This is a genomic window from Hominimerdicola alba (genome assembly GCF_900112155.1).
Taxonomy (GTDB): domain Bacteria; phylum Bacillota; class Clostridia; order Oscillospirales; family Ruminococcaceae; genus Hominimerdicola; species Hominimerdicola alba_D.
Genome location: NZ_FOKQ01000004.1, coordinates 1 through 15,213 on the forward strand (window position 1 = coordinate 1; position 15,213 = coordinate 15,213).

The following is a 15,213-nucleotide window of genomic DNA, read 5'->3' on the forward strand; positions in this document are numbered from 1 at the left end:
TCAATACACTTCACAACCGTATTTTAACCTAACTAAAAGATACCACATTACGCCGTCAATGTCAAGACGTGGGAACCCATATGACAATGCTTTAGCAGAAAATTTCTTTTCTATACTCAAAACCGAATGCATTTACAGGACGAAGATAAAGACATTTGATGAAGCACGGCAGCTCATTGATGATTACATCTACTTTTACAATCACCAGCGTATTCAACTCAAAACAAAACTGACTCCGCTTGAATTGCGAAGCCAGTTCGTTGCTTGATTTAATTATCCATAGGGGCTTTTTTGTGCTGTACGCACAAAGTGGTTCGGTTCACTATGAGGTGAGGGAGTTATTTCTTTTATGATATCTCAGCTTACTCTAGGTATTCTATATAAACACCATTTTCTTTAAGATTTTCCTTGACCTCATCGGAAAGCTGATTTTCCGAGACCCTAAGACGTTTAAGGGTATCAAAGCTACTGCCATCAAGTCCGATTATTTTTCCGTCAGTTTCCAGAGACAGCGCTTCCAGATTTTCTATCTGCGCAAAATCTTCACAGTTAATGTCACGGGAGATATTCTGATCGCTTTGATGCATTGTCAATGACAAAATCTTTACACTATCAATTTTATCTAGCCCCGTTATTTTTCCTTCGCTGGCAAGTATCAATTTATCCAGTTTTTCCAGCTGCGAAAAATCTTCACAATCAATATCATTCGTACAATTGATCTCAAGATAAGATATGTTTTTCAGTTCGTTCAATTTGTCTAAAGACACTTCTGTTTTAGGTCTAAAGATACTCAATGATTCTAAATTTTTTAATTCGGATATATCTTCGGTAGATTTAAAATCGCAAACGGAAAGGAGCAATTCTTTCAAATCTGTACATTTGTTCAAACCTGACCAGTTAACACCATATCCGGAAATATACAGTTCTTTTATATTTGGATTCGCAATATCATTGATATCGATCGTTGAAATTATACCGGAAACTTCTAGTTTTTCAAGTGCAGTACAATATCGTAAAAATTTTATACATGGATCATCAGATGAATAGATCACTACCTTATTAACTTTGCTCGATAGATAAAAATCCTCATCCCCATTCTGACCACCATGACAATATATCAAAAACGGTCTTCCCAGATAAGGCGTAAACAGCCTCACCAATACAACAATTAAAACGCAAACAGCAATTATAACCGGCTTCTTTTTCATAAATTTTCCCGACTTTCTCTCTTAAAATCTTACCCTGACTATTATACCAAAAAACTGTTAATAAATCAACACACAGCCCCGACCCGGCACAAAAAAGCGCAGTACGATAAATACTGCGCTCATATAATAAAATTAAAAATCACCTATCAGAGCACCACCGGCTCATATTCTATCCTTATCTTAGGCAGTTTCTCAATGGTCTGGTAGCTGTTGAACATACCGTCCTCAGCACTCAGATCATTCTCGCCGCTTGCGGGAGGTGCAAATATCCTCAGCGTCAGGTCCGCATCACCCTCAAGTCTGTTCTCATAGAACGCGCTCATCAGGTCGATGACCTTTGCTTTCGGCGACTTGTAGAACCACTTGCCGTTTATCTCGATCATCAGATTGCTCTCGTCCTCAAAGGTCAGCTCGCAGAAATGTGGGTCGCCATAAAAATGTATCGGTATCTCCAGACCCTCAGCATCCTCGGAATTTCCCCATCTCAGCTTTGCAGGAAAGCTGACTTCCCCGCCGCGCTTCATCTCGGGACTAAAGAAATCATCGTGGATAAGCTCCCTGTAAGTCTTCATTACAGGCTGTTCGATGCCCACATTCTGATTGTTGGGGTCTTCTATCTCAAGACCAAGTCTTCCCCTGTCGCGGAACTGATAGAAAGTAAATCCGCTGAACCACAGCTCAGGGTCTTCTTTAAGCATATCGCAGAAGCCCTTTACCATCACAGCCTGATCGTAAGCACCCGTAACATCGCCGTCCGCGTTGAACTCGCTCATTACCATGGGCTTGCTGACACCGCCGTTTATCACCTTGAATCGCTCATAGCTTCTCTTTGTCATATTGTAGGTCATCTCGACTTTGTCGCGCTTGTACTGTTTTCTTTCCTGATCTCTCAGCGCCACATCAAAAGGCCAGCCCCAGTGCAGTGCCATGTACTTGTCCACCGACCAGATATCCGTATCCTTTACGGACTGGGCAAACTCCTTTTCCATAACTATCTTATCAGACTTAGGGTCTTCGATACCGCCTGTGCAAAGCACCATCTGAACATTGGGCGCTGTCTCGTGAACTATCTTCACAAACTTGCAGTAAAAATCCGCAACCTCCTGATAGGTCGCCCTTTTGTTGAAGCTGAACCAGTTGCCCGTGTTCTCGTGGTTGACTCTCAGGAATACTCTGCCGAAAGTCCTCAGGTCTTCCGCAATAGCACGTATCTGCTCGTCCGAGATATTAGGATCGGCAGTCAGAGTAAGTGTAACGTCCTGTCCGTGCCGTCTTATATCCCTCATACAGGTGAAAGGCTCGTCATCTCTGTTGCCCTCAAGTCCGCCCTTGTAGGTGAAGTAATCATCATATGGATAATCCCACTGGAACTTAACATCAGCATCTTTCATAACTTCCGATATCCTGCCCGGGAACTCCTTATCCAGAGGATAATAGCAGTACATCAGGCTTATGCTCCTGTGGGGTCTGCCCAGCTTGTGGAGAATGTAATCCTGATCTACATACTCGCCTCTTTCCGAACCGTCACCCAGATCAACAGCGCACTTTGCCTTGCCCATGTGTACCGAATATACCTTGTAATCGCTCATAAAAAACCTCCATTCCACCGTTTGGTGAAAATATCACCACATCATAAGTGACACCGTCACCCCGATGCGCTCCCCCGCCCGAAGATCATCGGGCTTTATTTTCGTTCTATCCGCAATTTACGGACTATTTCGCTATCAGCGAATTGATATCGTCAAATACCAGCGCCAGATCCTTGAAGACCTTGCAGCTCTCCTCCGTCTCGGGATACTGCTCCGTCATTATGCATAGCACAAAAGGCGAATCCGCATAAACTATGGCGCAGTCGTTGAAAGCTTCTTCCTGATAATCCGAACCGTACTTCTGCGCCACCTTGTACTTGTCACCCAGCGCCGCGCCTATCTGTATGTTCAGATGTGCCTTGCTAAGCAGTTTTATGAGCCATTTGCCGTCCTTGTTCTTCTTCGCAAAACGGTAGATGTCCTCATAATCCTTCATCATATCGTCGCTGCTGCAGTAGGTGAATATCCACTCCGCATTGTAGCCCAGAGTATAGTTCGAGCCTATGGCATACTGATTGTTATTGAAATCTCCCGCGCCGTATCTCAGGCATAAAAGCTGATAAGCCGTGTTGTCGCTGTCCAGAATTGTGTACTCGATAAGCTTTTTCGCCGTGAATTCCTTGCCGTACTCCTCATTCACGATACCTTCGTAATCGCCCTCCCACTTAGTGGTCAGCGGGATCTTCTCTTTCAGGTCGATTCCCTTTGCCAGCAGAGATTTCACAAAAGGCGCCTTTACACAGCTGCAGGTCATAAACTGATCGTACTGCCTGTACCCGACATACGCCCCTGTATCCATATTCTTGAAAGAGAACGCCATATGGAAATTCGCCTCGCTGCAAATCTCCTGCAGCCTGTCAAAGCACTTTTCCAGCTCCTTGTTTGAGTATACCTTGTCAAAATCGCTCACCGTGAACCAGTAACCGCCGCCCACAGTGCATTCCTCTGACTCTCTCGGCGGCTGAGGTTCTTCCTTCTTCGATTCGGTGACTTCACTGCCTTCCGTATCCGTCTCAGCTTTCTCAGAGTCAGCCGTCGATATCACCGACGCACTGTCCTCCTCCGCAGTCTGCTCCGCGGTCTCCTCCGTGGATAACTCCTTATCGTCACTCTGAGTTATATCCGAAGCGCTGACGTCCGCGCCGCATCCCGAAAGCAGCATAGCCCCCGCGCACACCAAAGCAGACAGCGCCCCTATCTTTCTTTTTAATTCCATACCTACCCTACCTTATAAAAGCGCAGTACTGCGCCTGTCTGCATTCAATTCCAAAAAACGAACAGCTAAAAACGACACCGAGCCGTTCGTCCCGACAGAGATATCCTCTGCCATTTATATAAAAATATTATACCATATCCCCCGTCGAAAGTCAACACAAAACGACATTTTTCCCCAATAAATATAGAAAAAATACCGCCCGCGCCCGAACCAAAAGTTTCCCGCAGACGATACCCCATCTTTATCCTATACTATAATTTGTCCGATTATTTACTCAGTAAATTTTCATAAACCAAATCCTACTCATTCCGGAAGAGCCCGAGCAACTTACAGTCCAAAAATACGCCCACAAGCCTATCCGCCAACTTCCCCGTTCTCACCAACTTCACTCCCGCGATAACTCATTATCCCCGACATTATTGCAAAAGCCACCTGCCGCCGATATCCCGCATCCTCCAGCTTAGCCGCCTCCTCAGGATTTGAAAGGAATCCGCACTCTACCATTACCGCAGGGGTTTCCGTCCTGTCCAGCAGATAAAGCTCATCGTCCACAGCCTTTGTCTCCCTGTCGTTGTCGGGCTGTAAAAGCGCAACAAACTGCCTCTGCACCGCCCCCGCAAGACGTTCTCCCCTGCCGTTTCTCCGTGAATAGAACACCTGCGCACCGCTGTATCTGCTGTCCGTGAACTGATTCTGATGTATCGAAACAGCCACCCCGCCGCACTTGTCAAACACCGCCAGCCTGTTCTTCATGTCCGATCGCTTCTGCTTTCCCAGCCCCTCTATCCCCTCATCGTAAACCGAGCGGTCGTCCTCTCTCGTCATCGTGACCTCAAATCCCAGCACTTCCAGCATATCCCGCTCAGTAAGGGCAATATCCAGATTCAGCCCCTTTTCAGCAACGCCGTTCACCGAAACACAGCCGCCGTCCGCACCGCCGTGACCCGCATCCAGCACCACCTGAGGCCGCACAATTCCCTCAGCCGCAGAAACCTTAGTTACCCTGTCCATAGCCCTGCCGCTGACAACGTCCCCCGCCCATATCGACCCGCAAAGCACCGCAAAAGCCCCGCAGCAAACAGCTATCTTCTTCATCTTCATCCGTTCCATGTCAGTCCCTCCCGTTTTGTCTTTATAGAATAATATGCTCTCAAAAACAAAATATACGCCCCCGGACCCAAATCCTAATTATTCACCATTAATTATCCGATTTTTCATTTAGTGAATACTATTCTGCCTTTACTTCCTCTGCAAAATATGCTATACTATATAAAGATTTTAACCTAAGGACTGATGAACATGAAATACCTTACCGACCTGTTTTCAAATGTCTTCGTACTGACCGCCCTGGCTTCATGGGCTGAAGCACAGGTGCTGAAAACCATAATACACGCCATAGTCAATAAAAAACTTGATATCACCCGACTTTTCGGCGACGGCGGTATGCCCAGCGGCCACTCCGCCACCGTGACATCTCTCGCCGCCACCATAGGTCTTGTCAAAGGGCTTGATTCCGTGGAATTTGCCATTGCAGGAATAGTCGCAGTGGTGGTCTGCCACGATGCCAGCGGTGTCCGCCTGGAAACGGGCAAACAGTCCACCATACTCAACGAGATGCAGAAGACCCTGAAACTTCTCACCTCCCAGGAACTCCCCGAAGTAAAGCTAAAAGAATTCGTAGGTCATACCCGCGCACAAGTAGCCGCAGGCATCATCATGGGCATAGTGAACGCACTGATAGTATATAATGCTTTTCTGCGCTGAGAATGCCAAGGAATAGAGCTTTTGCTAAAATCAAACGCGGCATAGTTTGGTTGGGTCGCAAGTTTTCTGCCGCGCTTCTATTCGTCGATACCCCCTACTTCAAAACACAAAAACTCTCCGCCTCAAACAGGTATCTGCTGTCAAATGCAGGCTTCATCCAGCCCTCGATACCGTGATATGCCTTGAAGAACACCGCGTGTCTGCCTGTGATATTCTTCACCTTGCACCTGTAAACGCCGTCCGCCGTACCGATAGCCAGCTCGCCTATCTCCTCGCCGTCCTCGGCATTAAGCAGTACTTTCACCCGACAGTTCACACCCATGCCACGCACTTTCATTGCAAGAGTCATGCTGTCCCCTGTGAAATCCTCGCCGAAATCAAAGTACTTGTACCCGAACACACTGCCCTCGGTGATGTTCGTTATCACTCTCGTGAAGATATCCTTCTCCGTGATGAAGCATCCGCCTTTCAGCACGCAGGCTATCTCCGCAGGCGTTACTTTATAAGGGTCAAGGGACTTCTCAAATCCCAGGGAAGTCATCTCAACAGGCGGGATAGTGCCGTCTTCAAGTATCTCGATACGCTCAACGCAGGCGCGGCGGGACATTATGGTATTGTTGGTCATCCTGTGGTAGAACACATACCACTGACCGTTTATGCAAGCCACCGACCCGTGATTGTTCCCCGCAGGGTAGTCAACGCCGTTGTCGATGATGTACCCCTTGTACTCAAAAGGTCCTCTGGGCGAATCGCTCATGGCGTAAGCCAGTCTGCTTCCCTTTCTCGGCGAATATATCAGATAGTATCTGCCGTTTATCTTTCTGGGGGAACTAGCCTCGTAAAATCTCCTCTCCTCTGGAATATCCATCGTATCGGGCATAACAGGGTGCATATGGCTTCCTTTGATGACCGTCCTCATATCCGCAGTGTCGAGTTCGTTCATGTGTGAACCCTCGAAACCATAGTACACATACACCCGACCGTCATCGTCCACCAGCACGCCCGCATCGTTGAAGATACCGTCGTCCCCGACTTCAACATCTTCACCGTATATATACTGTCCCAGCGCCTTAAAAGGACCCTCGGGCTTGTCGGATACACCCACAGCCCCCTTAGAACCCACGATATACGAATACAGATAGTACTTTCCGTCCTTTTCGATAACATCGGGCGCATAGCACTCGTTCCTCGTCCAGTCCGTATCCGCGGGACGTTCCCCGCCATCCTTAGTCCTGAAGCTGTCACCGTGACACACCCAGTTATTAAGATCATCTATCGATGCTGACCACACTTTCAGCTTGTAATCACAAAACTTATCACAAGATACCCTGTCATGCGACCCGTAAAGATATACCCTATCCCCGAAGACCCTCGGTTCACCGTCAGGTATGTACTCCCATAAAGGCAATATCGGATTAGCCATTTTTAACCTCCTATCTAAATGGGGGACGGAGTCCCCCATACCACTCTGCGCAGCAAGACCTTCGCGTCCGTTGGACACTTGACCTGCGTTCGTTCGCTCGTTCCTCGCTCACTCACTACGGTCAAGGGGCGCTAACAGCGACTGTGTCGGCTGTGGGCTTCTTGCTTTGCTGTGGTGCTTCTCAACTTTGCTATAATCTTACAAATTTATATAGGGTGATCCCAAACGTTTCTGAAACTCATTTTTCATTCCTATACCGCAGTAATGATCAAATGCATCATCTAACTTGATTATGCCGTGACGCTTAATTATTATCGCCTTTTCAAAATTTGGCATATAGACCAGGTCGGATTCAAAATCATTTATTATTTTTTCAATAAAGTAAAGAATACTTTCGTTTGAATTAATATCTGCGCAGCTTTCAAATGAAATTGAAAAATTAACGTCAACATCATAATCATCTTTTAGCATTTCAACATCGATCTTTTCCATAAAACTCATAGTTGCGATTATCTTATCGTTGGCGAATGTGTAAATATCACCTATTCTTTTATCAACTCGATGAGATATAGAATTGTTTGATGAACAATATAGATCATTAGTCAAGTATTCTATCAGATCGTTTGCTTTACTAATTTTGATCTCAACATATTTTTCTAAAGACATAAATAATCACCTTGTAACATTCAATGCAGTCACCGTCCGCTCCCCACGCCGGACGTAAGCTTTTGCCTTGCCGTTTTTAAGCCACTGTCCTACCCTTGTATCATACCATATCCCGCAGATGTTTGCAAGTATCCCCGCCGATTATTTTTCAGATATCTCTCCGCCCCCGCTCTGTCGCAAACTCTCCGAAACCCCTATTCAGCGCACTCTCAGCGCTGACATTATGCACAACCCTGTAACCGCCGCGTCATCAAAATTCGTAAATATTAATATACGAAAATATATAGCTTTTTCGGGAGATATGTGCTATAATATCATCGGTGAAAGGAAGAGCCTTCACCCGTTTGTAATGTACCCGCCCCTCATAGCGGGATATTAACAAGGAGGAATAAAATATGAAAAGAACAAACAAGACTAATAATCTGGTACTCATGGGTGTCATGACCGCTATCATATTCATTATGGGTCTTAGCCCCTTAGGCTATATCCAAACAGCTACTCTTAAAATTGCACTCGTCACTATCCCCGTAAGCATTGCAGCTTTCGCACTGGGACCCAAGGGCGGTGCACTTGCAGGACTTTCTTTCGGCATAACCAGTGCTATCGCTGCTTTTACAACCCCTGGTGCGTTTTTGGCACCACTCGTTAGTATAAGCGCTGTCAGAACTGTGATACTCTGTGTAGTCCCCAGAATTCTTGTAGGACTTCTCGCAGGTACTATTGCCCAAGTTCTGAAGACCATAAAGGTACCCGCGCCCATATCCGGCGGCATCACAGGTTTCAGCGTTGCATTTCTGAACACCATATTCTTCATGAGCACACTGCTGATGATGTTTGGCGATTCTGAGACCGTAAAGGGCATGGAGGGTCATCAGAACCTTGTGCTGTTCATAATAGCTGTTGTTACACTGAATGTGGCTATCGAGTGGATATCCTGCACAGTTATTACTTCAGCCGTTGCGCTTGCACTTTCAAAAGCAGGATTTATCAGCGCACCCAAGAAAAAAGCATCAGCACACTGATATATCAAAGGACGGCATTCAGCCGTCCTTTTTTCTGTTGACTTATCAGCGTATTTGTGCTAAAATGTTTAAGGCACAAACACCGTATCGGTTATCCCGCTGCCACACCATTATAAACTATAGTTGACTTATCAGCGCAAATAATATTTATTATTGTACCGGCGTATGAAGTGATGTGCTAAAGGGATAGCCATTGATAAACAAGGAGGCATACCAATGCTTTTAGCAATAGACGTAGGCAATACAAATATAGTTCTCGGCTGTATCGAGGACGACAAAATACTTTTCTGCGAGAGGATATACACCAATCAGCTCGCCACCGACCTTGAATATGCCGCAAATATCAAGACCGCCATGGAGATGCACGATATCCACCCCGATAAGATAGACGGCGCCATAATATCTTCCGTCGTTCCCACCATCACCGCGACTTTCTCCGCGGCTGTACGCAAGCTCATAGGCGTTAAACCAATGGTGATAGGTCCCGGGCTGAAAACAGGGCTCTCCATCGTGATAGATAACCCCGCCCAGCTGGGCAGCGACCTTGTTGTCGATGCCGTTGCAGGTATCAACGAGTACCCCGCCCCCATGATAATAATAGATATGGGCACAGCTACCACCCTTTCCGTCATCGACGAAAATAAGCGGTACCTCGGCGGAATGATAGTAACAGGCATGGCAGTTTCGTCCGAAGCCCTCATTTCCCGCACGGCACAGCTGCCGAAATTCGCATTTGAAAAGCCAAAGCACGTAATAGGCACCAATACCGTTGACTGCCTTAAAAGCGGTCTTATGTACTCCAATGCAGGCGCTATCGACGGCATGGTAGAGCGCATCGAAGAAGAGCTGGGACAGAAATGCACGGTAATAGCCACAGGCGGGCTCGCGGGCACAGTAGTACCTCTCTGTCGCAGGGATATCATCCTTGATGAAGACCTGCTTTTGAAAGGTCTGAACGTTATTTATAAGAAAAATATCTGAAACAATAAACCGGCGGAAAACCACCAATAGGGAGCTTTTGCTAAAATCAAACGCGGCAACAAACCTGCGCATCAGACTAACTATAACGCGAACTGAGCTTTATCTGACTAGCGCAAAAGAAGTAATCTATCCATACCAAAACAACTGATACAGACGATACAGCGGGTCATAATAATAGTATTAAAGCCATCGAACTGCATTTCAATTGACATTCGATGGCTTTAATGTTTTCTGTTATCATCACCCTAATCACATTAATAATTACTCACTAAAACATTGTTAAGAAAAAAGTAAGATAATTTCATGCTTATCAAGCTAATTAATCTATTCTTATATGTATACTGCACTATTATTTTGATATTTGTATATGTACTATTGACATTATATGTGATTGGTGATATACTATTTTAGTTAACAAATCATTCTTTTGCAAAGGAAAATAAATTAAATTTAGAGTTTAAAAGTTAAAATGAAAAAAATAGGTGCAGCTATATGTGCTACAGCTGTATCAGTATCTATGATCACTGCAATGCCTGTAAATGCAAAATCGTTATCCGGCTGGGGTTCTATAAGCGTAAAAAATATCTGACCCTGGAAAGTATTGTGTTTGTTCTGTCAATAAATCTGTGAATAATACATCTGTTCATTGTGGAGATCTCTATGCTTTTACAACTTCATTTTTATTTGAAGATAGAGTAACAGCTGAAAACAAACCTGTTGAAAAAAGTTATGGTTATTCCCCTCGATATAAAATGGATACCTGTACTGTTTCGATGTGGATAAACAGTAAAACATACCATGGTGATGATAAACCTGTGGATGATCTGTATTGGGATCCTTGTCAGGTTGGACCTAAAACTATGAAGGGTAAAACCATCAAAGTTTACGGTTATTATGAATACAAAAAAGCATAAATAGAAACAATATGATTCGGATACCGCTTAATAATGCGGTATCCGAAATATATTTTTGGAAAAGGATAAATGGATGGAAGAACATATATCTAAATACAGCAGTACAGCTGTAAACATAAAAAAAACACGTTATAAAAAGAAGAAACTTGTCATCGTATTTTCGGTGATAATCATTTTGGGAATAGTTTTTGCGATATATAAATATCACAGACACCAAAAGTGGCTGGCTTATATGGATAGGTATTATTATCCTTTTATAGAAAAAAATAATATAGAAGATTATGAACAGGGCGATGTTGGGGTTGAAGCACATCTCAAATATGAATACAAAGGTGACTCTATCGACTTTTTAGTTTACAAACCAACAAAAGACAAATTTAATTTTCAAATATGTCTTATGTCAAACTGTGTAGTTAACAAGAATGCCTGCTGGACAGTTTCCTCAAATGACTACATATATGCTTTTGATTTTTATGTCAAGGTTGATGAAGACGGTAATTGGGGATATCATGTTACATCTAATTATTCAAGGAAAAGTGATGGCTATACCATTGACGCTTTATTCTTCGATATAGACGAGAACGGACATTATATACAAGATGACGACTTCCCGCTTACAGCAAAGGATCGCGAGATCCTTGATGAGCTTCAGCCAGATATCAAAGAACTGTATGATGAGATGAGATATGTAATACTTGATGGTATCGTCTGACTTGTATGGGAGGTCATAATACTTGATTAAAATAATTAAATATACAGTTTTCGTTATGATGGCTGTGATATTCATCATATTCTGTGCTGAGCCTGCATATTATTACTTATATGATAATGTCAGTGAAAAAATGAACTGTATTTCACTTGATTATTGCTATGATACTGAACAGATAGAAAATGATATTGCAGAGACATTTAAAAAGTATGATGTCCGTGCATTTTATATTATAAATGAAGAAGCAGATACTGATAATGATATCTGGGTCTGTGTAAATTCGAGTGAAGATGAGATAAAAAAATATCTTGGTTTACATGACTGTACTTATAATACAATAATAAGCGGCAGACATTCTTTGATAATAACAGATAAGAGCGAAGCTAAAAATATTGTATCAAGAGATTATTCGTTATATGATATATACTTTTATTCAGACGAAAATACAGCGTATAAGTTATGCGATGAGCTTTCGGAAAAATACAAATTTTCTTTAAGTCTTCCTCAAAAAGCAGAAGATCACACAACTGTAATATGGATAATATGTACATCGCTGGTATTGTTGATGTCGATATACGATGTTTTTGAATCCAAGAAAGAGGTCTGCATCAAACTGACACTTGGCAACAGTCTTATCAGACAGATCGCAGTTATCGTTCTGAAAGATTCGATCGTCTTTACAATAACGGCTCTGCTGACAGGGTTATTGTTGTATAATATTACGGCAGTAACAATGATAATAAATACGTATGTCATATTTGTTCTGAGTATATGTCTTATGAATGGGCTGATCTTTTTCAGCCTCTACCTTACTGATGTATGTTCGACCCTGAAAAGCGAGAACGGTGCAGCCGGTTATATATATATCAATTATATTTTGAAAGTTGCATCATGTGCAGTACTGATATTTATGCTTAGCTTGACAGACATTTTCTCTCAGCAGTTAGAAGAACAAAAATGTGCAGAAGATTTTGGCGAGATGTCAAGAAATATATCGTATGTGACAATGTATGGCAGTCCTTTGTGGACTTCAATGGAACAAGAGTTATATGAACAAAGCTCTTTTGATCCTGAAGATGACCGACTTGGACAGCTTAATGACAAAAGGAAAGCAGACCAGAAAAAACTTATCAGCTGTATGGATAAGAAGTATGGTGTATTCTTTATGGGTGACATAATGTCATATTCCAAAAAAGCACCTAATAACGGATACAGCTATAATGTGCTTCTGGCATCAGATATGATGGGAGAGTATATTGAAAAACAAACGGGGATAGTTCCTGAACACGAGGGTGTGACAATCTATTTGCCAAGCAATTACTCCAATACTCAGCGTAGTATAGTGGATGAATGGCTTGACAATAAAAGTTCGGAATACACTTTTGATGTAACATGGAAAAACTATGATAAGGCCATGTTTATGGGTACAGACCTTTTAGTAAAAGAACGTCTTGGTTCAAATCTGATCCTTAATGTGACTGATTCTCCTGTAATAGTGTATGCAGCTCACTCCGCTAATTTTGATTATTTTGGCAGACAAAGCTTTTTTGTGGCGGCTGACAGAAAAGCAGCTGAATCAGTACGCAAAAGCAGCATGATAGTATCGCTGATGACAGAGTCTGTACCATGCAGTTCGGTTGTAAGAGATCATGTCAGAAAAGACTCATCCATTATAATACTTTTCATACTAATGAATGTTTCAGCGTTTGTGTATTATCTTGCTATCGTTATAAGTACACTTACCGTAGATATAAACGTTCACAAAAGAGATCGTGCTGTATCGAAAATACTGGGCAAAGGCATGGTATCACGGTATCTTGGTCTGATGCTGGCTTTTGTAGGGACACTTTCAGTTTCAGCATTGATAGTATATATGGTGATAGCCAAGGTCGGTCTTGCTTCACAAAGATCATTGATGATATCGGTGCCGATACTATTCACATTGGAAATGTCAGCATTGATCATTTCTTCAAAGCTTGACGAAAAACGCAACACACTTAAAGAATTAAAAGGAGGCGCACTATGATAGAACTGAAAGATGTCACAAAAGCATTTGGTACGAATATCCTTTTCAGTGGTCTGACGTTTGATATAAAAGACGGTGAGTTTGTAGTTTTTTCTGGCAAGAGCGGCTGCGGAAAAAGCACGATGCTGAATATGATCGGCGGTATTGAAAAAGTCACAAACGGCAGTATAATCGTTGACGGAATGGATATAACCAAGAATTACAACAGAGTAAAGTATTTCAGTGAAAAGGTGGGCTTCCTGTTTCAGAATTTTGCCCTCAGTGAGAACAAAACAGTGCTAAAAAATCTTGAAATGGTCGCAAAGAAAAACAGGACAGAAGTTTCAATCGATGAAGCACTCAGAGAAGTCGGTTTACTCTCTAAAAAGAACGAAAAAGTGTTTACGCTTTCGGGCGGTGAGCAGCAGCGTGTCGCACTGGCAAGACTTATGATAAAGAAGTGCGATATAATCCTTGCCGATGAACCTACGGGATCTCTGGACAAGGATAATGCGAACACTGTCATCGATATACTGAAAAAGCTTAATGAAAAAGGCAAAACAGTCATCATGGTAACTCATGACGAGGACTTGAAAAAAGTCGGAAAACGTGTGATTGTGCTTGATAATGCATAATGTGATACTTACAGCTGATTGATTCATTAATATACTAAAATGATTTTGAAAAGAGCCTCTATGTGGGCTCTTTTCTTTATGCAATAAAAAAACAAATTTTCGATAAGCTATTGATAAATCAGAATATTCGTGCTATAAGCTGTTACGTAACCGAACGTATGTATATATCGAGATTGATCCAAACCGAAAGGAGGCGTATAACCATAATATATCATTTCAACGTCAAAATGTTCACAAGAACGAGTAGCTTTGTAATATCATTTCTCGTTCAAACTCAGCAAAACCAGTAAAGATAATGCGTACTTATCATTGAACATGAAGTAGTCATTTTTGAATTCAAAATGATCGGGACTACATAGCATTTTCTTGGATTCTCTTACAAATTCCTCTAGTGAAAGAAAAGCACTCCGGAGGCTTCCTAGATTAAGCGTTATTTTCGCTGATTCAAACCTGGACGAACAGTTGCTGAAAATCAAATCTTTAATTACCGCTTTGTATCAACAAAAGTTATTTATAACCGTATTCAACGATGTGTTCTTTACAAAAAACAAATATCTTATTTTTAAAATCTTTACAAATGCCTCTTGACAAAGTGTAACGTAATCGATATAATTGTATACATAGTAGTTATACAATTTAGACTTTGATGTTACAGTCCGGAATGTAGATCAAAGTGATATGACCACAAGGAGTGCACGAGTAAATTATGAATATCAACATCAGTAACTCATCGGGTGAACCTATCTATTTGCAGATAGCGAACCAGATAAAGACGCTGATACTTGAAGGAAAGATCGGTGAGGGTGAAGCGCTGCCATCAATGCGTCTCCTCGCTACTGAACTTCGTATCAGCTTCATGACAACAAAACGAGCCTACGAAGAGCTTGAACGAGATGGCTTTATCGAGTCATATACGGGCAGGGGTTCTTTTGTTAAGGCTCAGAATATGGAGATATATCGTGAGGAGCAGATCAAACGTGTGGAGTCTCTGCTTATGGAGGCAAGTGATACAGCACGCAAGGTAGGTATCACGATGGAGGAGCTTCATGAGCTTCTTGACCTGGTAAATGGAGGAGAATAA

At 42.7% G+C, this 15,213-nt stretch carries 15 protein-coding genes; 9 read left to right on the forward strand and 6 right to left on the reverse strand.

Going from position 1 to position 15,213, the window contains the following annotated elements:
- Nucleotides 1-46 precede the first annotated feature (46 nt).
- Nucleotides 47-268, forward strand: coding sequence for a transposase (locus tag BM265_RS03135; RefSeq protein WP_431767983.1), 222 nt, complete (start codon nt 47-49; stop codon nt 266-268).
- Between the two features lie 94 nt (nt 269-362).
- On the opposite strand, the gene BM265_RS03140 is transcribed toward BM265_RS03135, so the two are convergent.
- From BM265_RS03140 to BM265_RS03155, 4 genes are all read right to left on the reverse strand, one after another.
- On the reverse strand, nt 363-1,208 hold the full coding sequence (locus tag BM265_RS03140) for a leucine-rich repeat domain-containing protein (RefSeq protein WP_074960014.1): 846 nt from the start codon (nt 1,206-1,208) through the stop codon (nt 363-365).
- 146 nt (nt 1,209-1,354) lie between these two features.
- A complete protein-coding gene (locus tag BM265_RS03145; RefSeq protein WP_074960015.1) occupies nt 1,355-2,797 on the reverse strand; it encodes a hypothetical protein in 1,443 nt (480 codons plus the stop codon).
- A 124-nt stretch (nt 2,798-2,921) separates the two neighbouring features.
- A complete protein-coding gene (locus BM265_RS03150) occupies nt 2,922-4,013 on the reverse strand; it encodes a serine hydrolase (protein WP_074960016.1) in 1,092 nt (363 codons plus the stop codon).
- 354 nt (nt 4,014-4,367) lie between these two features.
- Nucleotides 4,368-5,123, reverse strand: coding sequence for an N-acetylmuramoyl-L-alanine amidase (locus BM265_RS03155; protein ID WP_074960017.1), 756 nt, complete (start codon nt 5,121-5,123; stop codon nt 4,368-4,370).
- Nucleotides 5,124-5,306: 183 nt separating this feature from the next.
- Between BM265_RS03155 and BM265_RS03160 the strand changes: the two genes are divergently transcribed.
- Nucleotides 5,307-5,777: a divergent PAP2 family protein gene (locus BM265_RS03160; RefSeq protein ID WP_242940757.1), complete on the forward strand. Its 471-nt coding sequence runs from the start codon at nt 5,307-5,309 to the stop codon at nt 5,775-5,777.
- Nucleotides 5,778-5,871: 94 nt separating this feature from the next.
- Here the strand turns inward: BM265_RS03160 and BM265_RS03165 are convergent, their stop codons facing one another.
- Together BM265_RS03165 and BM265_RS20340 are read right to left on the reverse strand one after the other, a co-directional pair.
- Nucleotides 5,872-7,200, reverse strand: a complete 1,329-nt coding sequence (locus BM265_RS03165) for a family 43 glycosylhydrolase (RefSeq protein WP_074960019.1) — start codon at nt 7,198-7,200, stop codon at nt 5,872-5,874.
- Nucleotides 7,201-7,398: 198 nt separating this feature from the next.
- Nucleotides 7,399-7,692: a hypothetical protein gene (locus BM265_RS20340; RefSeq protein ID WP_207646944.1), complete on the reverse strand. Its 294-nt coding sequence runs from the start codon at nt 7,690-7,692 to the stop codon at nt 7,399-7,401.
- 569 nt (nt 7,693-8,261) lie between these two features.
- Between BM265_RS20340 and BM265_RS03175 the strand changes: the two genes are divergently transcribed.
- The 7 genes from BM265_RS03175 to BM265_RS03200 all read left to right on the forward strand — a co-directional run bounded on the left by BM265_RS03175 (nt 8,262) and on the right by BM265_RS03200 (nt 15,213).
- Nucleotides 8,262-8,888 (forward strand): ECF transporter S component, encoded by a 627-nt coding sequence (locus BM265_RS03175; protein ID WP_074960021.1) that lies wholly within the window; start codon nt 8,262-8,264, stop codon nt 8,886-8,888.
- Nucleotides 8,889-9,104: 216 nt separating this feature from the next.
- Entirely contained in the window at nt 9,105-9,869 is a 765-nt protein-coding gene (locus BM265_RS03180; protein WP_074960022.1) for a type III pantothenate kinase, read from the forward strand.
- 626 nt (nt 9,870-10,495) lie between these two features.
- The gene (locus tag BM265_RS19660; RefSeq protein ID WP_143098658.1) at nt 10,496-10,783 is read left to right on the forward strand and encodes a hypothetical protein; all 288 of its coding nucleotides are present in this window, start codon (nt 10,496-10,498) and stop codon (nt 10,781-10,783) included.
- A gap of 55 nt (nt 10,784-10,838) precedes the next feature.
- Nucleotides 10,839-11,495 (forward strand): hypothetical protein, encoded by a 657-nt coding sequence (locus BM265_RS03185; protein WP_143098659.1) that lies wholly within the window; start codon nt 10,839-10,841, stop codon nt 11,493-11,495.
- 22 nt (nt 11,496-11,517) lie between these two features.
- Nucleotides 11,518-13,518 (forward strand): hypothetical protein, encoded by a 2,001-nt coding sequence (locus BM265_RS03190; protein WP_074960024.1) that lies wholly within the window; start codon nt 11,518-11,520, stop codon nt 13,516-13,518.
- Nucleotides 13,515-14,132, forward strand: a complete 618-nt coding sequence (locus tag BM265_RS03195) for an ABC transporter ATP-binding protein (RefSeq protein ID WP_074960025.1) — start codon at nt 13,515-13,517, stop codon at nt 14,130-14,132. The genes BM265_RS03190 and BM265_RS03195 overlap by 4 nt, the downstream gene beginning before the upstream one ends.
- A 706-nt stretch (nt 14,133-14,838) precedes the next feature.
- Nucleotides 14,839-15,213 (forward strand): GntR family transcriptional regulator, encoded by a 375-nt coding sequence (locus BM265_RS03200; protein ID WP_074960026.1) that lies wholly within the window; start codon nt 14,839-14,841, stop codon nt 15,211-15,213.